A 21,362-nucleotide genomic window follows, 5' to 3' on the forward strand; every position below is an offset into this window, starting at 1 on the left:
TTAGTTATTAATACTTTAATATTTTCGTTCATATAGATATATATAATATTAGTGATATTTAAAATCAAAAACAGTGAATAAAATGACATATACATATTATTTATTTCAGATAAAATTTCTATTTTAGGATCATCTTTTTCAGCATTAATATAATCTTTATAATCTGTTTTTTTAATAAAAAAAATGCAATCAATGCACGGTGAAATCAAAGAACCGACTCGACTAATAATTGATCCTAAAAAGTAATAAAAAAAGAATCCAACAAGTAAGTTATCTTGAACAAATTTAAAGCTAAATTCAAATAGTGAATCAATTAAAAATGCAGCAATTACACCAGGTATCAAATAGTTAAATATATGATAACTACTTATTTTTTTTACTAGCTCATCCATAAATTTAATCTCCAACTAAATAAATTTTCAGTATTATATATCACAATCTAACTGATTCGCACAATGCACTCTATGTATAAAGACGAACCCTTGCCATTCCGGTAAACTGCAACCCCATTCTACCGGAATGGCTCAGAACCCTTTTGTAACATAGCGTCATACATTAGGCGCACCAATGATAAGGATGGCAGAATCTGGCGGGAATCGTTGACACTGGCCGTCAACTGGCTAGTATCGATGATGATTCAAAATCATCCGTTTACTCCGAACGAATCAGAATCAAGTGCTTGTAATATCTTTTACGGTGTAATCCTCTTTTTGAGGAACGGCGCAAATTGTCGAATATCCACCATTCGACTGATTAGTCGTTTTACAAGGCGTATTGTTGTACTGATGAAGAAACCACGAACGCACATAATTTTATTGTATGGAACATCAGGACACTGGAAAAGCAAGATATTTTGGCACTCGCAAGACAAGTTTCCGCATTAGTTACGTATATTAGCTTGAACATCTATATCGTAACGGAAAGGTGTTTTTCTTGGTATAACCCTTGGCCTCCACCCGCATAGCGGGTGGTTTTATGTTTAAGAAGCTTACGCTACTTAAACTGGCTAAAGCCATAAATGAGACAAACGTGCAGTATTACCAACACTGCACGTTTTGAATTGTACGAATTTTAAACAAAAAAAGGATAAATAAGGATGAGTAGAAATAACGAAACAAGCGGTGTCGAACTGGTTTTTATCGGTGTACTTGCCTTCTGCTTAGCTGTTGTTGCCTGGCTAATAAAAACTTTCGATGTTGAATGGCAAACGGCACTGGAAACAACACCAAGTCTGATTGTCTGGCTTCTTGTTGTCGGTGCAGGGATCTTTTTCGGGATCAAAATGGAAACGGGCCTTGTTCGCTGGGGTACTCCGCTGGCTATCGCCCTTCTGATTCCGGTATTCAAACCAATCCTTAAGGAAGCTGCCGGAGTTCGTGAAATGGGCGGGCTGGTTTTTGATGATATGGTTTCGTGGTACGGAACTGGCTGGGGAATGTCTCTGATGTTCTTCGGGATTCTCATCGTCGGATACGGCCTGCTTTATTGGTGGCATAGAAGAAATTCATATTACTGGTAATCAATAACATATAGAAAAGGAGAAAAGATATGAAATTGAATCCTGAGAAATACAATAGAAATATCACCCTGTTATGTCCTGTATGTGGAAATACAGAGATGGAGCATTCCGAAGAATTTGAAATCGTAAAATGTGTGGGGTGTGGGAAAGAATTAACTAAAGACGAGTTAATTCAAGAAAATGGATTAAGTATTGACGATCATGTTGATGAAATAAAAAAAGAATTAACGAAAGACATACAGAAACAATTTAATAACATGCTTAAGCAAGCATTTAAAGGGAATAAAAACATAAGGATAAAATAATGACAACAAGTGACATCATCGCTTTAGCTGCGCTTGTAGTATCGATCTACACCATCATATCATCCGAAGCAAAGTCGAGAAAAAGCGATAAAAAACAAAAAATTATAAAAGAAGAGCAAGATAAGTTACGTAAATTACTTCTGGAAAAAGAAATAAAATCAGCAATTAACGAGATGAAAGCCGAGCTTGGTGCTCGCCTCGTAAAAATAGCCAAAAACAATTACAGGCTCAAAATATTCAACAGAGGAAAAGTCGAGGCAAAGAACATAGAAATTCATTTCCCTGATAGTGATGGTGATGAATATCTTGTTATGCATGATGTAAAGGACAAATTCCCATATGAAGTTCTACACCCACAGTGTGGAATTGAAATAATTGCTAGCTTAAGCTATGAAAGTAAATCCAAATATAGAGTAAAGCTCATATGGGATGATGATTATAAAAAAAGGAATGAGGAAGAGTTTTTTGTTTCGGTGTGAATAATAATTCCATTACACCCGCCTGTTGATTAGAAAAGAATCTTCAGGCGGGTTATTTCAGAATGTCCCGACAAAATCAGTCGCCGGTTTAAATGCCTCTAAAACTTCAGGCGAGAACGGCTGAGAATTGTACTTATTATCTTTATCAAACCAAGTGCAAATAATAACAACGTTACCTTTGATCGTTTGAATGTTTTCGAAGGTCATGGTAGGACCACCGCTTTTCAAACGAACAGTATCACCTTTTACTAAAACTCATCATTTTCTCCTCAATGATAGAAGATGCTGGGACGTATGTGGGGATGATAGAGAGGTGTTTCAAGTAGATATTGGTTCGCACAATGACGTTATGCGAACCAAGGAAACTCCCTAGAGAAATAGCCATGAATGTAGAAAGCTCATATGGTCCGCAAACGCCAACATCTCTTTCAGGTAAGCTGTATCCGTCTCATCCAGTAAGCCATATTTATACTGATTAATGAGCTAATACATTAGCTATTCTTTGTATCGCCCCTCAGAACAACGCACCTCTGAGTTTCTAGAACTGATTGTTGCTCACTCATCGTGATTGAACAGCCTAAAATAATCTGGATAGTATTACGGGAATATCAGATGGGTAAACAGTCTCAGTTGTCACCATAAGTTCGTCTATCTCCCACCAATGGTGATGGCAAATGACAGCTCTTTCCTGATTGCTCCATCCTTCGGTGTTGATATCAACATCATCTAGTTTCACGATAAAAAATCGCTCTTCTGCCTGAACGTTTTCTCCATCCGGAAGCATCATTTCAAATGTTCTTTCCTCAACAATATTTCCTATATCACCGAGTAATATTCCGGTTTCTTCGTGAAGTTCTCTTATGGCAGCCTGTTCAAATGACTCACCAGACTCAACTTCGCCCCCAAGCGTAGCCCAGTATGATTTACCAGCCAAAGCATCATTATGATGTACAAAGCGGAAAAGTAATACACGATTGGCTGAATCAACGATCAACAATCGAGCAGCATAGCGGATTTTCATTAACTACCATCCTTAAATCAGAGTGAGTGACATTTTAAACTTGGAATAACATGTGACGTAAAACCAATAAAGTTCTGAAGTTATTTGTCTCATTATAAGTTGATTAATTTGTTTATACAGTTTTTAGCATATAAAACAAACTGTAGTATCTCTTGCGGACGATTATCCAATTCATCTTCAGCTAGTCCAAGATATGCTCTATGTGCAGCATCCAACGTTACGGCTTTCTCTGGGGGCAACTGAGGTATTAACCATTTTGATGCTTCATCCTTTGACACAATATCTCCAGTCAGCACTGTATACCAAATGCGCGCCAGCGTCAGGATGATATTACGCTCATCACCTACCAAATCTTTAGACTCATTCCAAAAGTCGAGTGTGTATTTAACTGACTGTAATAAATCACTTTTAGGTACAGAATTAAATAGTTTTTCAGCTATATCACCTTTTAATGCAATATGATTGGTTCGCGTACAGAAAGACCCATACTATATATCATAATAATAGTGATTCTCCCTATAACATAGTCTGGGGTAATATAATTTCAATGCGAATAATAAGATAATGTCTCTACTACCCCTTAAAAAATAGTTTAAAACGACTTCGGACTAATTCTCGCCATTAAAAACGCCGAAAATATCATTACATCACAATGCCTGTTGAAACACTTAGGATTTACTTGACCAGTACAAAGGATGCGAGTATATATTTTCATAAATTTTATTTATATATATCTATTTTCAGCCTCATATTCATTTATCTAAATGAATAGCCTAGTTTTGCTTTATTAAAATAAACCAGAAAATATGAAGGGAGGAAGAATGAGCAGTGTTATCAGAGAAATAAGTGACGCTAATATTGCATATGCAGCAACTTTTGGTGATAAAAAAAACCTTGGTTTACCTGCTGTCAGACGAATTGCCATATTGACTTGTATGGATGCTAGATTAGATCCGGCAAAATTTGCAGGTTTATCTGAAGGTGACGCTCATATTATTCGTAATGCAGGCGGAAGGGCCAGTGATGATGCCATTCGCTCACTTATCATTTCTTATAAACTTTTTGGAACAAAGGAGTGGTTTGTCATTCACCATACTAATTGTGGGATGGAGCTGTTTACAGACAATGTTATGGGCGATTTACTGGAAAATAGCCTAGAAAGTGCGGTAATGACCGATGAAGGATTTAAAGATGTCGGCAACGGTACCGGATCATCTGAGGGAAAATATATCAAATGGCTTACCATTAACAATCAAGTTGATAGTGTAATTGAAGATATTCATCGTATTCGTACCCACCCTCTTGTCCCCGCAAATATCTCCATATATGGGTACATATATGATGTGAGGTCAGGAAAATTAATTGAGGTTCCTGAAGCAACAAGCATTGCAGAAGGCGCTTGATTTTTCGAAAAATAAGGACGTTCCTGCATAGAATGAATCTATGCTCATCTCTGTTTTTGTAACTACCGATCTTAAATGTGGACAAGGATGTCCATGCTTCAATGAGTTTCCGCGCCTTGGATCACGAAATAGCTTTATATTAAAGAATTTGGGGAATATCGCTCCCATATTAAGGTACCCATGCTCCCATATTAAAATTAAATTCAATTAAAACAAAATATTACGGGTTTGAAAAGTTTATAAACGTTAACCCCCTTCCCTGCGCTTTCATTTATCAGACCAAAATTCCATTAGCACTAATCCTCATCCTCCGTTGGTAAAATAGCATTGGGTAAAGCGCTAAAAGTCCCCCAATAAAAGGCAATTAAAGAGATCGCTGCCACTGCAACGATATCCCAGGGTGCAGGAATAATGCCTTTACCACCAAATGTGCCTAAATAGGACAGAATGATCATGGCACTGTAAAAACCGATCAGCCACAAGGCAGAGGTTATCTGCTGGCGCAAACTCACTTTGCCTGTAGGGACTTTATTTTTGAACAACAAATAGATAAAAAACAAGACAATCTGTAATCCAAGCAGCCAGGAAACCGTTTTCCAACCAGACCAATAAACAATGAAGGCGGAAATAATAAAAGAAAGCGGGCCAATGATCGCAAACCCTTTAACATAAAAAGGGCGTTTTATTTCTTTGGCATTACGACGTAAGGCAGAAGCAGTTACTGGCGCTAATGCGTAGCTCAGAATTAACGCCGCAGAAACAACACTGATGAGTTTTTCCCATGAAGGAAAAGGTAATGTCCAAAAAACAGCAAGAATAAACGTCAACCAAAGCGCAGGTCGTGGTATTCCCGATTTTTCATCAATATGGGTAAACACATTAAATAACGTTCCACTTTTTGCCCAACCATAGACGACACGGGGAGTGGCATTCATATAAATATTTCCAGTACCGCTTGGAGAGATCACCGCATCACACACCACCAAAAAAGCGAGCCATCCCACACCAAGGATTAAAGCTATATCACGAAATGGCAGTGAAAAATATTGCCCAATATTATTCCAACCACCAAAGAGTCGATCAGAGGGTATCCCGCCAAGAAAAGCTAACTGCAATAAAACATAAATGACCGTAGACAGTGAAATAGACAGAATGAGGGCAATAGGAATTGTTTTTTGGGGGTTATCCACTTCACCAGCAACAGAAATAATGGGCGTAAGGCCAAGATAAGCAAAGATAATGCCCCCCGTTGAAACCGCAGCTTCAACACCCGATATCCCAAAAGGAGAAAATCCGTGAACTTGCAGATTACCCGGATTGAAATAATTAAACAGGATAATAATGACGAGCAGCGGAACGATAAACTTAAAAATGCTAATAATATTGTTGGACTTCGCGAAGGTTTTCACGCTGTTGTAATTAAGATAAAAGAAAAACGTTAATAAAATGAATTGAACCAGCCAACCTACCAAAGTTGGATTACCAGAACCCGGCTGACTGAGAAACGGAAACCACGCCGCCGCATATTGTCGAGCAGCGACGACTTCGATGGCTATTAAGCTGGAAAACGCAATTAAGGTGATAGAGCCCATTAAATATCCCATGAGTTCCCCATGAGAAAATACCGGATAACGAATAATGCCGCCTGATTTCGGCAGTGCCGCACCCAGTTCGCAATAAACAATGCCGAGTAAGAGCACGGCAATACCGCCAATTACCCAGGAAAAAATCCCTGCTGGTCCTGCAATCACAGACACATGACTGGCCGCAAACAACCAGCCAGAGCCAAAAATAGCCCCTAATCCGATGAAGGTTAAATCCGTGAGTGTTAACTGTTTCTTAAATTTACCCTGCCCTGAATCGGATTTTGGCAGTGAAGAGGCTTCGTATAGCGCCATAATTATTCGCCCTTTTCTGTTTATTATTTGATATACGCCAAAGTCGGGTAACTGTGTGTTTTACAATACTTCTTTGCTCATCACGCCATTGATTAATCGAGAAATATTCAACGGATTATGGTCTTGCAGCGCGGGTGGAAGTAAGGATTTAGGATAGTTTTGGAAACAGACCGGGCGCAGAAAACGCCAGATAGCCAGTGTGCCAACTGAAGTCCCTCTTGCATCCGAAGTCGCAGGATAAGGCCCGCCATGAACTACGGCATCACAGACTTCAACACCTGTTGGGTAGCCATTGACAACCACCCTGCCCGCAATATGTTGTAATCGGCGACTAAGCTCGTGCGCATTCGCTAGCTCATCGTACTCACCAATCAAGGTAGCGGTAAGCTGCCCCTGCAAACAGTCAATTGCGCGTAAAAGCTGATCTTGGCTTTCGGCTTCAATCACAATCGCAACAGGGCCAAAAACCTCCTCTTGTAACAGAGCATTTTTACTCAACAACAAAGCAATATCTGCGCGATACAGTATCGCACTTGCCTGATTTTCATGATGTTCGCCAATGGCTAACCGTGTCATTAAAGGTTCATCATTCAGTCGATGAATACCTTTTTGGTAGTTAAGTAATGTGCCTTGATTCAGCATTGACTGTGCCGGACGAAGAGTAATTTCCTGCGTTAATTGGGTAATAAATTGCTCAAATTCTGGTGAACCAATCCCTAAGATTATTCCTGGTTTGGTACAAAACTGACCGCTACCTAATGTGAATGAATTTGCCAATTCTTGGGCGATCTGTTTTCCCCGCTGCGCTAAAGCATTTGGCAGCACAATGACCGGGTTGATACTCGACATTTCAGCAAAAACCGGAATAGGCTGTGGTCGTTGCATAGCTATATTAAACAGTGCACGTCCACCAGCGAGTGAACCGGTAAAACCAACGGCTTGAATAACTGGGTGTTTGACGAGATCTGCCCCCACGCTATTGCCATAAATCATATTGAATACACCTGCGGGCATTTGTGCGGCGATAACAGCGCGTTCAATGGCTTCTGCGATGATTTCGGCGGTAGCCATATGGCCGCTATGTGCTTTGAAAACAACGGAGCAACCCGCTGCTAATGCTGATGCCGTGTCACCACCAGCGGTTGAAAAAGCCAAAGGAAAATTACTGGCGCCAAAAACTGCAATAGGGCCAAGCGGGATATGACACTGACGAATATCAACTCTGGGAAGTGGTTTTCTCTCAGGTTGCGCAGTATCAATGCGGGCAGCATGAATATCACCACGGCGTAACAACGCAGCAAACAACCTCATTTGTCCGCTCGTTCTCGACCGTTCCCCTTGAAGTCGGACTGGAAGCAGAGCTGTTTCTGCTGATACAAGGGCAATAAAATCATCACCGAGAGCATCAATTTCATCGGCAATTTTATCTAAAAAAACGGCACGTTCTTCTAACGATGTTTGGCTATAACGTGTAAATGCATCGGCTGCTGCTTGGGCAGCGAGATTGACCTCATGTCGTGTAGCCTGATAAAACGCATAACCTATTGGTGAGTTATCCACCGCCCGCCGGCTGTGCAAACAACGCTCTCCCTCTGCTTGCCTGCGACCACCAATAAACTGCATACCTGAATGTGTTGCCAACATAACGATTCCTCCAAGGGCATCAGAAACGGTTACAGCCCAATTCAGAGACCTACATCGGGCAGTGAAGGACGATTAGCGAGGGCCTTTTCTACAATGGCGCGTACTTCAGCCAATGTTTCCCCTTCGAGCGGTAAACGTGGCGGGCGGGTAATGGCGCTGCCACGGCCAACCATTTCTTCACACAGTTTGATGCATTGCACCAAATCAGGACGGAAATCCAAATGCAACAAAGGCATAAACCAGCGATATAATTCCCGAGCTTCTTCATAACGTTTCTGTTTAGCCAGACGGAATAAAGTCTCTCCTTCCCGTGGAAAAGCATTCGACATACCTGAAATCCAACCTTCCGCGCCCACTGCGACTGACTCTAAAACGACGTCATCCAAACCGGCAAAAAGAATGAAGCGATCGCCTGCTTCGTTGGGAATATCACTAAAAGGACGGGTATTGCCTGATGAGTCTTTAAATGCAACGATATTTTCGCAATCGGCCAAAGAGATCAGCATCTTCGGCGTAATATCATTTTTATACAGCAGAGGGTTGTTATACAGCATGACGGGTAAATCGGTAGAGGCAGCAATGGTACGGAAATACGCCCTGCTTTCTTTCGGTGTCGGCGTATAAACCAGCGGCGGCATGATCATCACCCCATTAGCACCTGCCTGACGGCATTCAAAGACCATTTTGCACGCATTATCGGTTGTCAATTCTGCGATACCCGAAAGAACGGGAACTTTCCCACCAGCAACATCTACCGCGAGTTCAACGATAGCTCGCTTTTCCTTCATAGACAGCGAAGTATTTTCCCCCACAGAACCATTGACGACTAAACCGGAAACGCCATCTTTAATCAGGTTCGTCATGACCTTCTTTGTAGCATCCAAATTAATGGAAAAATCGGGATTAAATTGTGTCGTCACTGCCGGAAAAACACCATGCCAATTAACCTTTCTCTTGTTCATAGCCCTATCCTTTGATCGTCATTGATTTACTTGATATTTAAAATGCAAATTGTTTTTATTTTGTTAATAAAATGTGGCTTATTGGTTTTAATGGAATAATGGCGATTTCACCACAGAGAAGCTTGTCACTTTTCACAGTGAACAATGACGAAATTAGCATAATAGGAACAGCAAACTTAAAGCTGAGAGACTTTGATAGAACTCGATAATTCCTCATGAACGGAAGTATCAAGAGAACGGCAAATTACTCCAGCCCTATTGACTGACGAAAATCACTGGGAGTGAGTCCAGTTAACGCCTTAAATTGCCGAGTAAATGCGCTGTGATCTGTATAACCACATTGCAAAGCGACATCTGTGATAGGTAATGCTGTAGCCAATAATTCCGAAGCTTTTTCAATTCTGATTTTGTGGATCATCTGCCGGGGCGTCAGGTGAAAGATACGTTTACAGTAACGTTCCAATTGGGCAACCGAGAGACGTGTTAAATGAGTGAGCTCTTCGAGACGAATTGTTCGATCAAAATTTTCACGAATATAATCATCAACGATAGCCAATTTTTGGTACACAGGATGATTTTCCTTAACTTCCATTAGATCATGAGAAATTCCTGCCATACCAATAATTTGATTATGTTGATTATACAATGGCAATTTATATGTCATGCACCAGCCTGCTTTGCGTCCATGATAAAAATGGAGTTCCAGTTGGTTTTGGATAATTACCCCTTGATGTAACACACGCAAATCCTGTTCGGTGTAGCAACTGCCCATCTGAGCAGGAAAGATTTCGGAAGAGGTTTTACCAAGCAGCGAAGAGATCGACTTAAATCCGCAACGTGTGGCTAGCGTAAGGTTCACAATTAGATAACGTGCTTTAATATCTTTGATAAAGAAAACCACGCTGGGAATCGCATTTAACAATGGTGTAATTAAGGCAACTGCATTAAGAATATCTTGCAGGTTATTGGGTTTGTGATTAACTAGTCCACTACAAAGCGCCGATAAAAATTCAACATTACAAGCATCATGACCATTTGTGGCAATGCCGTTTTTTTCATTGTTCCGGGATATATTCATCATCGATATCTCCAGTCTCTTACCATTAAAATAGGATTTTTGACTCGTGTTTAGTTATTTATCTTGATTAAAAAGATAAATATCAGATTCAAAATATTAGCAATATTCAAAAGAAATATTTTGTGTTCATGTGATAATTGTCACAGAAAGTCATTCCGACTACTCTTATTTACCTATTTGATTTTATAGGTTAATTTACAAATTTTTCTGGTAAAAACAGAAATAACGCCCATAAGATTTATTTATAATTTCTCATTTTATTGGAGTGCCGCACTGATATTTCAGTGATTCTTTCATTGTGCTGATTTCAGCATATTGCAGTATGAAATTCATCAAGCGACAAGCGAAATATTACGCCACCATTTATTAAAAATAGATTAATTGGGTGGCTTTATGGCAGATAAGTATGATTATCAGATTATTCGCGTCATTGATTCGCACACAGGTGGAGAACCTACTCGCACGGTAATCGAGGGATTTCCGTCTCTTGGCAAAGGAACCGTTGCCAAACAACGTCAACGCTTTGAAGCCGAATTTGATCACTGGCGCAAGGCTCTCATTCTTGAACCAAAAGGGAATGATGTGTTGGTTGGCGCGCTTTTATGCCCGCCTACTGCGCCTGACGCCGATATAGGCGTAATCTTCTTTAATAACGCTGGGTACTTAGGCATGTGCGGCCACGGCACTATCGGCCTTATTGCTTCGCTCCATCATCTGGGCTGGCTGACCCCCAACAAATATAAAATTGAGACGCCTGTTGGGATTATAGAGGCGGTACTCCATAAGGATGGAGCAGTGTCTGTTTATAATGTCCCCTCTTACCGTTATCAGCAAAATGTCACCGTGAACGTGCCTGATGTGGGTGATGTTAATGGAGATATTGCCTGGGGAGGAAATTGGTTTTTTCTCATCAGTCAGCACGAATTGCCTCTAACCCACCACCATATCAATGAACTCACGCAATACTGTTGGGCCATCAGGCAAGCATTAGAACAAGCAGGAATCACCGGCGAAAATGGTGAATGTATCGACCATATTGAATTGTTCGCTCCTGATAACAATTTCGCTTCTGATAACAATAATGCTGATAGCCGCAATTTTGTGTTATGCCCGGGGAAAACCTATGACCGCTCACCGTGCGGCACTGGAACAAGCGCTAAGTTAGCCTGTTTGGCGGCGGATGGAAAATTGCAGCCGGGTGAGATTTGGCGCCAATCGAGCATTATTGGTAGTATTTTTGAAGCCCAATATCAGTGGGTTGGTCAGAAAATTGCCCCAGTGATCCGGGGAACCGCCCATGTTTACGGTGATAACAAATTAATTCTTGCTAAGAACGATCCTTTTGTCTGGGGAATCAATGTATGACTCCTTCCCAAATATCAGATGTCATTATCGTTGGCGCGGGTATCGTTGGAGCCGCATGTGCTTATCAGTTGGTACAGGATGGCTTGAGAGTTGTTGTGATTGACGATGGTGGTAAGGGGGCAACACAAGCAGGAATGGGACATCTAGTGTGTATGGACGACAATCCTGCTGAATTGGCGCTAAGTAGTTACTCATTGGATATATGGCGAACCGTCACCTCACATATGCCAGAAAATTGTGCATGGCGTAGATGCGGCACACTTTGGCTGGCAGATACCGAGGATGAAATGGAACTGGCTGAGGAAAAAAGCGCACGTCTTGCCTCTCACGAAATCGAGAATATTCCGATGACAGCGACACAAATTCATCAGATGGAACCTATGGTGAAAAATGGGATTGCCGGTGGTTTGTCTGTTCCCGGGGATGGGATTGTCTATGCGCCAAATGTCGTACACTGGTTTCTTGCTAACTGTAATGAAAAGATTCAGTTTATTAAAGGGCAAGTACATGCCTTAGAATCTAGGACCGTTGTACTACGTGATGGAAAGAAATATTTTGCGCCGAGAATATTGCTAGCAAATGGGTTGTGGAGCACACATCTGTTACCTGAATTACCGATTGTCCCTAAAAAAGGACAATTGGCGATAACCGATCGTTACCCTACCTGCATCACACATCAATTGGTGGAATTAGGATATAGCGCCAGTACACATGCCTTGGATGGCACGTCAATCGCTTTTAACGTTCAGGCCCGCCCTACAGGTCAGCTTCTAATCGGATCTTCACGCCAGTTCCATAACGAAAAACACACGATTGATCTCTCCCTACTCCGTTCTATGCTCCAGCGCACACTTCATTTTTTACCTCAGCTTAGTCAGATGAATATTTTACGCTGTTGGTCTGGCTTTCGTGCTGCGACGCCGGATGGCTTGCCGCTATTGGGGCAACATCCTGATTATGAATGGCTATGGCTGGCTGTCGGCCATGAAGGATTAGGTGTGACGACCGCACCGGGCAGCGCCAAAATCATCTCTGCATTGATGCTGAATAGAAAAACGGAGATTGATCCACTGCCTTACCAACCTGCACGCTTCACTGCTATGGCTCGTCAGAGGTTGCCATGACACTCAAAAAACCCCCCTTTATCGCTCTGTTTATTGATGGCGAACTGATCGCAGTTCCTACGGGGATTACTGTTGCGGCAGCGCTAGCTTACACCAGTGATGAGCATTGCCGTATATCTGTATCACACCAATTGAGAGTACCTTTTTGTGGGATGGGTATCTGCCAAGAGTGCCGTTTGATGATTAATGGTCGCCGCCGTATAGCGTGCCAGACAGTGTGTGAAATGGGTATGAAAGTCGAGAGGATCTGAACATGGCAACACCATCACCTTTTACTACATCATCTCCTTCTACGGTATTGCGCTGTGATGTGCTAGTTGTTGGCGCTGGACCGGCAGGATTGGCTACCGCACAAGCTGCGATACAAGGGCTACAATCCGTTATCCTGATTGATGACAATCCCAAAGCAGGCGGACAAATTTGGCGCCAAGGACCACTTCATACATTGCCATCGATGGCGAAACGTTATTTATCGGTATTATCCGAAGATGCATTGATCTATTTACCGAGTTGCAAAGTGATTGCAGTAGACAGCCAATGTGTCATTGTTGAAACAGTAGGTAAGCACCGAATGATTCACTACCAACGCATTGTTCTTTGTACCGGGGCCAAAGAAAAATTACTTCCCTTTCCTGGCTGGACATTACCGGGTGTCACCGGAGCAGGCGGATTACAGGCGCTGATAAAAAGTGGTCTCCCCATGACTAGAGAGCGTGTTGTTATTGCCGGTAGCGGCCCCCTATTACTCGCGGTGGCCGAGACGGTAAAAAAAGCCGGAGGGAGCGTAGTTGGCATTATTGAACAAGCGCCTTTACATCGCTTACTTTCATTTGGCTTGCGACTGTTGCGCTGGCCAGACAAGTTATATCAAGCCATCCCTCTCATGCCACTTAGAAATTACTACAAAAACAGTATGGTGTTAGGAGTAGAAACCTCGGCAGAAGGTAGATTGACAGGCGTGTACATCAGCAATAAAGGGCGGAAACAGAAACTATCCTGTACGCGCTTAGCTTGCGGTTTTGGTTTAAGACCTAATACGGAACTGGCGCAACTACTTGGTTGCTTGCTGGACGAACAAGGGAATGTTCAGGTAGATACGTGGCAACAGACAACTATACCTGATGTATATGCAGCGGGAGAATGTACCGGTATTGGCGGCAGCGAGCTTGCGCTCTGTGAAGGATTTATTGCCGGGTTTACGGCGAGTGGTAAATACGCACTGGCAGAGAAATGGCAGCAGAAACGAGTAAAATGGCAACATTTTGCAACCGCAGTAGCAAAAGCGTTTACATTAAATAAAGAGATCACACAGTCACTTCCCCTTGATACCTTGATCTGTCGTTGTGAAGACGTGAGTTTAAACGAACTCGAACCATTTCAGGATTGGAACAGCGCAAAAATGGCGACACGATGTGGCATGGGAGCTTGTCAGGGAAAAATCTGTTCTGCCATTCTCCACGATATCAAACATTGGTCGATACCATCCCCTCGCATTCCGCTATCACCTGTTAATCTTGAAACGCTGGCAACAGAGATCTCCCTTCAAGAAGGACACACAGCAAGAGACAGGGAAAAAAATTAACTTTTCTGACTGATAGATAACTGTCCCCCTTCGTTTATCAGGCGAAATTCCCACTAAAAATCACAGTTTGTTTGATCGCCTTTGCTATGATTCACTCCAAAAATCATTAAAACCAGTAATGAATGACTTTAAAGATTAAGGTGTGAACATTTATGTATAAGACAAATGGAACCATTTTGGATGTACCGGGTGTTAAGGTTGGGCACGCTGAAGATGGGTTGCAACAAACCGGTTGTAGCGTAATTATTTTCGACAACGGAGCTGTTTGTGGCGTTGATGTCAGAGGTTCTGCCCCGGGGACAAGGGAAACCGAACTTTTAGATCCCATTAATACTGTTCAAAAAGTCAACGCGGTAGTGTTAAGTGGAGGTAGTGCTTTCGGGTTGGATTCCGCCTCTGGCGTAATGCGCTATCTTGAAGAAAGAAAACAAGGTTTTGATGTCGGTGTTACTGTCGTGCCTATCGTCCCTGCCGCAATAATTTTTGATCTAAATTTTGGCGATCCTACTGTTCGTCCTGACGCCAGAATGGGCTATATTGCCGCGCAAAACGCTTCTGTAACCCCTTTTCCATCGGGAAACATTGGCGCAGGCGCCGGGGCTACTATCGGTAAGATGGCCGGTTTTAACAAAGCCATGAAAGGCGGCCTTGGGACAGCATCGGTTAAATTACCTGGGGGGCTGACAATTGGCGCAATGGTTGTTGTCAATGCGGTTGGTGAAATCAGAGATCCTAAAAATGGCAAAACCATTGCCGGCGCATGTGATGAAAATGGTCATCTTATCGATCTCACTCCTTACATCATAAAAAATAACAAAGATAATAATTTCATTCAGGGAGCAAATACCACCATTGGCATAATTTGTTGTAACGCAAATATGAATAAAAGCCAGATGAAAAAAGTTGCCCAGATGGCTCATGATGGCCTAGCAAGGACAATATACCCCGTTCATACCATGAGTGACGGGGATACTATTTTTGCAGCGGCAACAGGCGGTGTAGATTCATCGGTGAATACTGTGGGTATTCTCGCGGCTGAAGTCATGGCTGTTGCGGTTTTAGATGCCGTAAAATCAGCCAAATCAAAATTTGGCGTTAGAGGTTATGCCGATTTGAGAGCGGAGCGCCACACCGCTTACACGAATCCCCTACAAACCCGATAAAAAAGGTTAACATTATGTCAGACATTCGCCTGTATATGCTGCAAACCGGAACCATCAAATGTAAGGTTCACCACATCAAGATGAATCAAGGCAACGGCGCCGATTATGAAATTCCGATTCCATTTTTCTTACTCACTCATCCTGACGGTCATACGCTAATTGACGGCGGCAATGCCGTTGAAACTGCAACTGACCCCAAAGGCTACTGGGGAACTATCACCAAAGCCTACTGGCCGGTGATGCGTGAAGATGAAGGTTGTGTCGCTCAAGTTAAAAAGTTGGGTATCGATCCCGCAGATATCCGCTATGTGGTGCAATCCCATCTTCACCTCGATCACACTGGCGCAATAGGACGCTTCCCTAACGCGACACACATCGTACAGCGACGTGAATATGAATACGCCTACACACCTGACTGGTTTACTACCGGCGGCTATATCCGCAAGGATTTTGATCGTCCCGGTCTGAAATGGGAATTTCTCGATGGGGAACGCAATGACATGTTTGATGTTTACAGAGATGGCACATTAAAAACGGTATTTACTCCGGGGCATTCACCCGGACACCAATCACTACTGGTGACCCTGCCGAACAGCGGCAGCCTGCTGTTAACGATTGACGCCGCTTATACCCTCGATCACTGGGAAGAACGAGCACTACCTGGGTTTCTCACCTCTACCATTGAAACCGTCCGTTCGGTGCAAAAACTACGGCATCTAGCTAAACGCACGAATGCAATTGTGGTAACAGGGCACGATCCAGATGCCTGGCCGACATTCCGTAAGGCGCCGGAATATTACGATTAACTCGAATTTATCAATGCAAAATAGCCAGAAACTGGAATCGACCCGATGTTTCTGGCTTGGCGTTTATTTCATTAAAGTTTAACTGACTAACCGTTTTTCCTCACTCTTCCACTCTCAGCCAATCATTGACAAAAGATAGGGAATTTTCAGATTTAAACCCAATTGAAGATATACCGGTTGGTTTCCACAACAGCTCGATAACACGAACTTTTTGGTTATAATCAAGAGTATTAAAGAGTTCACTTAATTGCTCATCTAAAAGTAAATCGCGATATTGAAGAAAACATTCATCATCGAATTGTTCGCAACATCCAGCAAAAAGCTTATTACCGTTTTCACGATTTAACCCACAACATTTCACACGTTTAAAACCAGATTTATAATAAAAATCGCATATCTCATCATATCGGTATGCATTAACGATAGGATTCAAAAATGCGTCTACATTAACAGCAATCTGATCAACACTATCGTCTAAATGATTAGCTGTACTATCGCCATACTGATTCCGACTTAAGTTTTTGCATAATTTATTCATTAAATCGGTATGTAGAAAATATTCTTCTACATGAATTTGTTTTGCAAAAATCTGCAAAAGCTCTCGCTGCTTCAATCGTTCATATTCTCCTATAACATTGTATAGCCAAATAAGCGCTATACCATCTTCATTTAATGAACGTGAAGCGGCGAAAAAACCCTCTTGTGGACACTCCATATGATGAATAACACCGGTAGAAACAACAATATCGAATTGATTATTTCGTGTTAGCTGCTCAATCGTATTATTTTCTAACGTGACGTTATCCAATCGATGATAAGATATCAGCTTATCTGCTACCTCTAACGCTTTATCCGTCATATCAATGCCCACAAATTGGGTATCGGGATACATACTTGCCAGACCTACCAAACGATGCCCTGTTCCACACCCCAAATCGAGCACATATTTTCCCGTTAAATAACCCGGCTTAAATATAAGCCCTACAACCGTTGCCATATCATAAATAAGATTATCCCCAATGACAGAACTAGGATACGGATATTGGCTATACATCGCTTTGACATCCTGATTACTCATATTTATCTCCCCGAACAAAATGATAAATCAGTGGTACTAGCTCATAACCATGAATATGAACAATAGCATAGCAGTCACTTTCATCGAATTCATGTTCAGCATTAGAGATTTCTGGCTGTCATAAAATCCATAATTGGTTATAATGAGAACAATTAAGGTCCCCCTGCCGCACGAGAACTGACAGCAAAATTACCCTTTATGGATGCTTTTTCAATCGCTTCCATATGTCCTTCCCAAATAAACTCTCTCTTAACTTGCTGGAGAACATCGGAATTATTCCAAAACATATTTATAAACCTTTTAAATAATTAAAAACCATATCAACATTTTATGTATTGTTTCCATATACAAAGAAATTCTAAGCTAAATTAATAATTACAACACGATTAAATTTTAATTTAATGACAAATCAGAAACTGTAAATATAAAACTACAAATTCACTTATACAATTTAATTAAATACTATTTAACAAACAGCAGGATAACTTGTTTTATAAGACTTTGTAAAAAAAAACCAAATCGCCTTGCCCTCTTTCTATATGCGGTATATTTTTATTTTAAATACTACAACAAAAATCATGGCTGTGATTAGATAATATCAAATAGATATAGTCACTATAATCTAGCGAGAATCTCTCACACCTATATAACAAAGGGGAATATTATGCATGTCGGTATTATTGGAGCCGGAATTGGTGGCGCATGTTTAGCACATGGATTACGTAAAAATGGAATCAAAGTGACGATCTATGAACGGAACCCTGCTTTGTCATCCGAACTTCCCGGTTATGGAATTCATATTAATACATTCGGTAAGCAAGCACTGCAAGAATGCCTCCCGGATGCAAACTGGCTAACCTTTAAGGAGGCATCAAGATATATTGGCGGACAATCACGATTTTATAATGAACGTATGCGTCTTCTCGCCGTTCAGGGCGGTCTTATGAACGGGCAGATAATTTCCGAGCAACGTTTGTCAATCAGCAGAACTGAGCTGAAAGAAATACTAAACAAGGGGCTTTCAAACATAATTCAATGGAATAAAACATTCATCCATTATGAACATATTGAAAACGGTGGTATTAACATTTTCTTTGCCGATGGCAGTCACGAAAATGTCGATATCCTTGTCGGTGCAGACGGTAGCAACTCAAAAGTCCGTAAACAGTACCTTCCTTTTATCGAAAGATTTAATGTCGGTGTTAGTATAATCATTGGCCGTTCGCGTCTTACCCCGGTTCTCACAGCCTTGCTACCCCAAAATTTCCTGGATGGCACGCCTAACAGTATCGTACCTAAAAGTCCTGACTGGTTGTTTATTTCTATGTGGCGCGCCCCGGTTGATATCCATGTAGAAGCCGCTTTAGCAGAAATCGATAACTTTATAGTATGGGTTTATGTAGCAGCAACAGATAGTCTTCCTGACAATATCACCGATTTTTCCGCAGAAGCCCTCTGTAATCTGGTCCGAGCCCGTATGACTTCATGGGACCCAAACCTACATACACTGATTAAACAAAGCGACATGGAAAACATATCTCCGCTACATTTACGTAGCATGCCCCATCTTCCACCCTGGAAATCGAGTGCTGTCACATTACTTGGGGATGCTATTCATAACATGACGCCAATGACAGGCTCAGGAGCGAACACAGCGCTGCGAGACGCTCTTTTACTCACACAGAAGCTTGCTAGCGTAGCATCGGGCCACGAAGAGTTAGTCAAGGCAATTTCAGATTACGAACAACAAATGCGCGCATATGCTAATGAGATCGTTGGAATTTCACTGCGCAGCGCTCAGAATGCTGTAGAACATTTCTCAATACCATCATTAAAACAACGGCATTTGAACATAAAAAGAAAAAATATATCTCAAGGTTATCAACTCCGGCGTTAATATTCTGAACGAATTGTCATACCTGAACTCATTCCATTATTCTAGATATATTGTTACAGCAGTACAGATAAAAAGGAGCTGCCACCAGTACATATTATACTGGTGGCTTGGTTTAATTAATTATGCAATCTTTACCCAAGGATAAGTATCAGATGTTCCGCCACCATCCGGTACAGTGCCTCTATTCCACCATTTAGCTTCCCAGTTTTGATTATTCCAATTCACTCTATCACCGGCCTGATACACCTTATTTGCATCCCAGACAGGGTAATCACCCCCTTTCTCTGGCTTAACGGGATCAACCGGTTCAACATTAATACCCTTGAAATAGAATGGCGCCATCTCTATTTTTTGCGTGATTAACTCACAACCAAGGCCCTCTCTAGCCGCATTGACTAATAAACCTCGGTCTTGATCTGCGGTCCAGGTAAATATTCCCCCCAGATTCTTTTCTAATGCATATTGCGCTTTAGCTTTAACAGAACGAGGAGTATCAAAAGAAATAAACAACTTGCTATCCTTATTATAGAGATAATCAGCATCTGCTATTTCATCGGTATACAAATCAAAATTATTTCTCCCCCTCTTTTCTTCCAAATCTAGATAATTATATATCGTGTCATACCATTCTGTTGTCCCTGATTCAAATGACCCGGTTGTCGTAATCTTCGGATCTTTTTTCGGGACATAGCCAGGATCATAACTGCCAGATAATGGAGAATAACTATCAATAACCGTATTTCTGCCATTACGTGAATAGCCGGTGTAACCAATATTGATTGCAGATGCAGGTACACCAAGACTCAATAAATATTCAACTGCTTTCTCTACACTATTATCACCGCTAGGATAATTACGGAGATTAGTATGATGTAACAACCTTTCAGCCCACGGAGTACCAAAGAAATCATAGGTCATAACGTTAATACCATATAGCCCAACTTGCAATAATTCAGGTATTTTTGATTTTTCCATTTTCTCTGGTACCGCCGAACAAGCGATACTGATTTTTATATCTGAACGCCCTGCTTCTTTAAACGCAGCAGTTAAATCTTTAATTAAACTAACGTAATAATCGCCATCGTCTGGCGCGTACATGTTACCTTCATTTCCAGCAACGCCGGGATACTCCCAATCAATATCAATTTCGGTAAACATAGGGAAACGTTGAAATATATCAACCAAACTCGAACAGAAATAGGATTTTAGTGTTTCGTCTCTGACCATATTATAAAAGCCATTACTCATGGTCCAGCCACCAACACTAAATGACATAATAAGGTCATGGCCTTGAGCTTTTGCAGCTTGTTGAACTTTAGCCAATCCACCTAATACGCCCATACTTTTAGATTGATCAAAATCCCTTGGCATTTGGATATCTTGCCAACCAGAATAAGTGCAATTCTGATAAGATTGGCAATCTCCCCAAGCATCTGTGAATGTCACTTCTCCATTATTAGTACGGGCAAAAAATGGCGCTTGCTCTTTAATTTGCTGCTTTTTTTCACCCTCATCACCTAATATTCCACAGAAACCAATAACTAATTTATCATAAGCAAAAGGATTATCTAAAAGGTGCTGTAAATCTATTCCTCTACCTCGACGAATAGGATCTTGATTTCCTTGTAATCTACCGTCATATTGCGACCAATCTGTATAATAGCCAAAAACTTTAGGTTTATTTCGTGTGTCATATTTATTATAGACTGGTAATGCAGTTCTTCCCGATGTGTAACTGAAATTTATTGTTTCAGTTGATGGATTGAAATTATCTATCTTATAAGATTGTTCACTAAGAGAATCTGTCTGGATTATTTTTGACATAAATCACCTCGACTAGATATCAATTTATTTTTCGATGAACACTCCAATTGCTTTACTTGCGTGGTAACATAATTACATTCTAGCTTGTATTCTTAGGAAAACAAATAATTGCTATTTGTTTGATTGTTAATGGTCAACTCAAATTTATGTCAACGAAATTTACATTACCTACCGTTTATTATCAGATAGTAAAAACAAATAATTGCAAATTGTA

Annotated in this window: 21 protein-coding genes and 2 pseudogenes; 12 read left to right on the plus strand and 11 right to left on the minus strand. The window is 41.3% G+C overall.

The annotated features are described in order from the left end of the window. A partial coding sequence (locus tag V2H77_RS05965) for a hypothetical protein (RefSeq protein WP_341498080.1) occupies nt 1-392 on the minus strand: 392 nt, incomplete at its 3' end. A gap of 389 nt (nt 393-781) precedes the next feature. Here V2H77_RS05965 and V2H77_RS05970 point away from each other — a divergent pair. The 4 genes and pseudogenes from V2H77_RS05970 to V2H77_RS05985 form a co-directional block, all read left to right on the plus strand. Next, nucleotides 782-964, plus strand: a pseudogene (locus tag V2H77_RS05970) (hypothetical protein); the annotation flags it as partial. Between the two features lie 132 nt (nt 965-1,096). Continuing rightward, the gene (locus tag V2H77_RS05975) at nt 1,097-1,519 is read left to right on the plus strand and encodes a hypothetical protein (protein ID WP_341498081.1); all 423 of its coding nucleotides are present in this window, start codon (nt 1,097-1,099) and stop codon (nt 1,517-1,519) included. 29 nt (nt 1,520-1,548) lie between these two features. Beyond that, nucleotides 1,549-1,824 carry an ECs_2282 family putative zinc-binding protein gene (locus V2H77_RS05980; RefSeq protein WP_341498082.1) on the plus strand — a complete coding sequence of 92 codons (276 nt, stop codon included), beginning with the start codon at nt 1,549-1,551 and terminating at the stop codon, nt 1,822-1,824. Further along, a complete protein-coding gene (locus tag V2H77_RS05985) occupies nt 1,824-2,303 on the plus strand; it encodes a hypothetical protein (protein WP_341498083.1) in 480 nt (159 codons plus the stop codon). The genes V2H77_RS05980 and V2H77_RS05985 overlap by 1 nt, the downstream gene beginning before the upstream one ends. Before the next feature lie 57 nt (nt 2,304-2,360). Here V2H77_RS05985 and V2H77_RS05990 read toward each other — a convergent pair. The 3 genes and pseudogenes from V2H77_RS05990 to V2H77_RS06000 all read right to left on the minus strand — a co-directional run. After that, nucleotides 2,361-2,534, minus strand: a pseudogene (locus V2H77_RS05990) (DUF2158 domain-containing protein); the annotation flags it as partial. Nucleotides 2,535-2,880: 346 nt separating this feature from the next. After that, a complete protein-coding gene (locus V2H77_RS05995; RefSeq protein WP_341498084.1) occupies nt 2,881-3,324 on the minus strand; it encodes an NUDIX hydrolase in 444 nt (147 codons plus the stop codon). A 92-nt stretch (nt 3,325-3,416) separates the two neighbouring features. Continuing rightward, nucleotides 3,417-3,782, minus strand: a complete 366-nt coding sequence (locus V2H77_RS06000; protein WP_341498105.1) for an aminoglycoside adenylyltransferase domain-containing protein — start codon at nt 3,780-3,782, stop codon at nt 3,417-3,419. Between the two features lie 363 nt (nt 3,783-4,145). On the opposite strand from V2H77_RS06000, the gene V2H77_RS06005 reads away from it, so the two are divergent. Continuing rightward, complete coding sequence (locus V2H77_RS06005; RefSeq protein WP_341498085.1) at nt 4,146-4,727, plus strand: beta-class carbonic anhydrase; 582 nt, start codon at nt 4,146-4,148, stop codon at nt 4,725-4,727. Nucleotides 4,728-5,023: 296 nt separating this feature from the next. On the opposite strand, the gene V2H77_RS06010 is transcribed toward V2H77_RS06005, so the two are convergent. From V2H77_RS06010 to V2H77_RS06025, 4 genes are all read right to left on the minus strand, one after another. Further along, nucleotides 5,024-6,625, minus strand: coding sequence for an APC family permease (locus tag V2H77_RS06010; RefSeq protein ID WP_341498086.1), 1,602 nt, complete (start codon nt 6,623-6,625; stop codon nt 5,024-5,026). A 60-nt stretch (nt 6,626-6,685) separates the two neighbouring features. Then, nucleotides 6,686-8,269, minus strand: a complete 1,584-nt coding sequence (locus V2H77_RS06015; RefSeq protein ID WP_341498087.1) for an aldehyde dehydrogenase (NADP(+)) — start codon at nt 8,267-8,269, stop codon at nt 6,686-6,688. Between the two features lie 41 nt (nt 8,270-8,310). Next, nucleotides 8,311-9,231 (minus strand): dihydrodipicolinate synthase family protein, encoded by a 921-nt coding sequence (locus V2H77_RS06020; RefSeq protein ID WP_341498088.1) that lies wholly within the window; start codon nt 9,229-9,231, stop codon nt 8,311-8,313. Between the two features lie 244 nt (nt 9,232-9,475). Next, nucleotides 9,476-10,312, minus strand: coding sequence for a helix-turn-helix domain-containing protein (locus V2H77_RS06025; protein WP_341498089.1), 837 nt, complete (start codon nt 10,310-10,312; stop codon nt 9,476-9,478). A gap of 390 nt (nt 10,313-10,702) precedes the next feature. Here V2H77_RS06025 and V2H77_RS06030 point away from each other — a divergent pair, with 390 nt between their 5' ends. The 6 genes from V2H77_RS06030 (at nt 10,703) to attM (ending at nt 16,349) form a co-directional block, all read left to right on the plus strand. Continuing rightward, entirely contained in the window at nt 10,703-11,674 is a 972-nt protein-coding gene (locus tag V2H77_RS06030; protein WP_341498090.1) for a 4-hydroxyproline epimerase, read from the plus strand. Continuing rightward, nucleotides 11,671-12,798, plus strand: a complete 1,128-nt coding sequence (locus V2H77_RS06035; RefSeq protein ID WP_341498091.1) for an NAD(P)/FAD-dependent oxidoreductase — start codon at nt 11,671-11,673, stop codon at nt 12,796-12,798. The genes V2H77_RS06030 and V2H77_RS06035 overlap by 4 nt, the downstream gene beginning before the upstream one ends. Continuing rightward, on the plus strand, nt 12,795-13,049 hold the full coding sequence (locus V2H77_RS06040; protein WP_341498092.1) for a 2Fe-2S iron-sulfur cluster-binding protein: 255 nt from the start codon (nt 12,795-12,797) through the stop codon (nt 13,047-13,049). Before V2H77_RS06035 ends, V2H77_RS06040 begins: the two co-directional genes overlap by 4 nt. Before the next feature lie 2 nt (nt 13,050-13,051). Beyond that, nucleotides 13,052-14,380, plus strand: a complete 1,329-nt coding sequence (locus V2H77_RS06045) for an FAD-dependent oxidoreductase (protein WP_341498093.1) — start codon at nt 13,052-13,054, stop codon at nt 14,378-14,380. 152 nt (nt 14,381-14,532) lie between these two features. Beyond that, nucleotides 14,533-15,543 (plus strand): P1 family peptidase, encoded by a 1,011-nt coding sequence (locus tag V2H77_RS06050; protein WP_341498094.1) that lies wholly within the window; start codon nt 14,533-14,535, stop codon nt 15,541-15,543. Between the two features lie 14 nt (nt 15,544-15,557). Beyond that, a complete protein-coding gene (gene attM / locus V2H77_RS06055) occupies nt 15,558-16,349 on the plus strand; it encodes an AttM family quorum-quenching N-acyl homoserine lactonase (protein WP_176692914.1) in 792 nt (263 codons plus the stop codon). A gap of 100 nt (nt 16,350-16,449) precedes the next feature. On the opposite strand, the gene V2H77_RS06060 is transcribed toward attM, so the two are convergent. Beyond that, nucleotides 16,450-17,427 (minus strand): class I SAM-dependent methyltransferase, encoded by a 978-nt coding sequence (locus V2H77_RS06060; protein ID WP_341498095.1) that lies wholly within the window; start codon nt 17,425-17,427, stop codon nt 16,450-16,452. Nucleotides 17,428-17,579: 152 nt separating this feature from the next. Next, the gene (locus tag V2H77_RS06065; RefSeq protein WP_341498096.1) at nt 17,580-17,714 is read right to left on the minus strand and encodes a hypothetical protein; all 135 of its coding nucleotides are present in this window, start codon (nt 17,712-17,714) and stop codon (nt 17,580-17,582) included. Between the two features lie 377 nt (nt 17,715-18,091). Here V2H77_RS06065 and V2H77_RS06070 point away from each other — a divergent pair, with 377 nt between their 5' ends. Then, nucleotides 18,092-19,324, plus strand: a complete 1,233-nt coding sequence (locus V2H77_RS06070) for a stiblene epoxidase (RefSeq protein ID WP_341498097.1) — start codon at nt 18,092-18,094, stop codon at nt 19,322-19,324. A gap of 120 nt (nt 19,325-19,444) precedes the next feature. On the opposite strand, the gene V2H77_RS06075 is transcribed toward V2H77_RS06070, so the two are convergent. Beyond that, nucleotides 19,445-21,148, minus strand: a complete 1,704-nt coding sequence (locus V2H77_RS06075) for a glycosyl hydrolase family 18 protein (RefSeq protein WP_341498098.1) — start codon at nt 21,146-21,148, stop codon at nt 19,445-19,447. Nucleotides 21,149-21,362: the final 214 nt, after the last annotated feature.

Origin of the sequence: Photorhabdus sp. P32, from assembly GCF_038085095.1 — a bacterium.
Taxonomy (GTDB): Bacteria; Pseudomonadota; Gammaproteobacteria; order Enterobacterales; family Enterobacteriaceae; genus Photorhabdus; species Photorhabdus luminescens.

Excerpts from the sequence above, each read along its gene's own strand:
- V2H77_RS05975 (WP_341498081.1), top strand. The coding sequence starts at position 1,097 with ATGAGTAGAAATAACGAAACAAGCGGTGTCGAACTGGTTTTTATCGGT.
- V2H77_RS05980 (WP_341498082.1), top strand. The coding sequence starts at position 1,549 with ATGAAATTGAATCCTGAGAAATACAATAGAAATATCACCCTGTTATGT.
- V2H77_RS05985 (WP_341498083.1), top strand. The coding sequence starts at position 1,824 with ATGACAACAAGTGACATCATCGCTTTAGCTGCGCTTGTAGTATCGATC.
- V2H77_RS05995 (WP_341498084.1), bottom strand. The coding sequence starts at position 3,324 with ATGAAAATCCGCTATGCTGCTCGATTGTTGATCGTTGATTCAGCCAAT.
- V2H77_RS06005 (WP_341498085.1), top strand. The coding sequence starts at position 4,146 with ATGAGCAGTGTTATCAGAGAAATAAGTGACGCTAATATTGCATATGCA.
- V2H77_RS06010 (WP_341498086.1), bottom strand. The coding sequence starts at position 6,625 with ATGGCGCTATACGAAGCCTCTTCACTGCCAAAATCCGATTCAGGGCAG.
- V2H77_RS06015 (WP_341498087.1), bottom strand. The coding sequence starts at position 8,269 with ATGTTGGCAACACATTCAGGTATGCAGTTTATTGGTGGTCGCAGGCAA.
- V2H77_RS06020 (WP_341498088.1), bottom strand. The coding sequence starts at position 9,231 with ATGAACAAGAGAAAGGTTAATTGGCATGGTGTTTTTCCGGCAGTGACG.
- V2H77_RS06025 (WP_341498089.1), bottom strand. The coding sequence starts at position 10,312 with ATGATGAATATATCCCGGAACAATGAAAAAAACGGCATTGCCACAAAT.
- V2H77_RS06030 (WP_341498090.1), top strand. The coding sequence starts at position 10,703 with ATGGCAGATAAGTATGATTATCAGATTATTCGCGTCATTGATTCGCAC.
- V2H77_RS06035 (WP_341498091.1), top strand. The coding sequence starts at position 11,671 with ATGACTCCTTCCCAAATATCAGATGTCATTATCGTTGGCGCGGGTATC.
- V2H77_RS06040 (WP_341498092.1), top strand. The coding sequence starts at position 12,795 with ATGACACTCAAAAAACCCCCCTTTATCGCTCTGTTTATTGATGGCGAA.
- V2H77_RS06045 (WP_341498093.1), top strand. The coding sequence starts at position 13,052 with ATGGCAACACCATCACCTTTTACTACATCATCTCCTTCTACGGTATTG.
- V2H77_RS06050 (WP_341498094.1), top strand. The coding sequence starts at position 14,533 with ATGTATAAGACAAATGGAACCATTTTGGATGTACCGGGTGTTAAGGTT.
- attM (WP_176692914.1), top strand. The coding sequence starts at position 15,558 with ATGTCAGACATTCGCCTGTATATGCTGCAAACCGGAACCATCAAATGT.
- V2H77_RS06060 (WP_341498095.1), bottom strand. The coding sequence starts at position 17,427 with ATGAGTAATCAGGATGTCAAAGCGATGTATAGCCAATATCCGTATCCT.
- V2H77_RS06065 (WP_341498096.1), bottom strand. The coding sequence starts at position 17,714 with ATGTTTTGGAATAATTCCGATGTTCTCCAGCAAGTTAAGAGAGAGTTT.
- V2H77_RS06070 (WP_341498097.1), top strand. The coding sequence starts at position 18,092 with ATGCATGTCGGTATTATTGGAGCCGGAATTGGTGGCGCATGTTTAGCA.
- V2H77_RS06075 (WP_341498098.1), bottom strand. The coding sequence starts at position 21,148 with ATGTCAAAAATAATCCAGACAGATTCTCTTAGTGAACAATCTTATAAG.